We start from the raw sequence: 1,063 nt of genomic DNA, 5'->3' as shown, positions 1-1,063 counted from the left end.
TGTTGATTTCCACCGAGTCTTAACCCACCGATTTCATCTAAATCTGACCCACCCTGAGACAGCGTAGTACATCTATTCCGGTGTGGATAACTCTTCGTTACCCGCTGGTTTTGCTGCTCTTTTTCTTGTTGTCTTTGCCTTGGCAGAACTGGTCCTGAAGCGCCACGATTCATTGCCCGTTTCGACGATGTGGCAGTGATGGGTGACGCGGTCCAGCAGCGCTGTCGTCATCTTTGCATCCCCGAACACGCTCGCCCACTCGCCGAAGCTGAGATTGGTCGTGATCGCGACGCTCGTGTGCTCGTAAAGCTTTGAGAGCAGATGGAACAGCAATGCACCGCCGGTCTGGCTGAACGGCAGATAGCCCAGCTCATCGAGAATCACCAGATCGACGTACATCAGCTTGTGGGCGATCTGGCCTTGTTTGCCGATGGACTTCTCCTGCTCCAGGGCGTTGGTCAGCTCGACGGTCGAGAAGTAGCGCACACGCTTGCCGTGGCGCTGTACGGCTTCGATTCCGATCGCTGAGGCGAGGTGCGTCTTGCCAGTGCCCGGACCACCGATGAACACGACGTTGTGCGCGCTTTCGAGGAACGACAGCTCGCTCAGTTCGCGCACCAGCGCTTCGTCGACGTGTGCCTGCGCGAAGTCGAAGCCCTTCAGGTCGCGGTGGGCCGGGAAGCGCGCAGCGGTCATTTGATAGGCGATCGAGCGCACCTGCCGTTCGGCGGTTTCAGCCATCAACAGCTGCTTCATGAAGCGCTCCGGCTCGAAGTCAGTGTGGCGCGACTGCGCGAGCAGCTCCGGCCACGTGCTCGCCATGCCGTGCAGTTTAAGACCCTTGAGCTGGGCCGCGATATCGTTAGACATGACGATCCTCCGGTGGGTTGGCACGCAGCGTCTCGTAACGGTTCACGTCGGCCGCGGGCTCTTCCTTGAGCTGGAGTTTCGTCGTGGCGAGGCTGCCATTCGTGACGGGCGCCTTCAGCCGGCTCAGCACGTTCAGGACGTGCTCTGCGCTGGGGCGTCCTGAATCCAGCGCAGCCTGTACGGCGAGCAGCAC

1 protein-coding gene and 1 pseudogene are annotated in these 1,063 nt (G+C 60.1%); both read right to left on the bottom strand.

Annotated elements, in window-relative coordinates; translation table 11 throughout:
- Positions 1-72: 72 nt before the first annotated feature.
- Positions 73-870 carry an IS21-like element helper ATPase IstB gene (istB, locus tag BCO18175_RS40390; RefSeq protein WP_060091270.1) on the bottom strand — a complete coding sequence of 266 codons (798 nt, stop codon included), beginning with the start codon at positions 868-870 and terminating at the stop codon, positions 73-75.
- A pseudogene (locus BCO18175_RS40385) lies at positions 863-1,063 on the bottom strand (IS21 family transposase); the annotation flags it as partial. The pseudogene BCO18175_RS40385 and the gene istB, both read right to left, overlap by 8 nt.

It is taken from the genome of Burkholderia lata (genome assembly GCF_902499335.1).
In the GTDB taxonomy this organism is placed as follows: domain Bacteria; phylum Pseudomonadota; class Gammaproteobacteria; order Burkholderiales; family Burkholderiaceae; genus Burkholderia; species Burkholderia lata_B.
This window is presented reverse-complemented; position numbering and strand designations above follow the sequence as displayed.

Bases quoted from the DNA above. Each gene is read 5' to 3' on its own strand.
- istB (WP_060091270.1), bottom strand. From the start codon at position 870: ATGTCTAACGATATCGCGGCCCAGCTCAAGGGTCTTAAACTGCACGGC.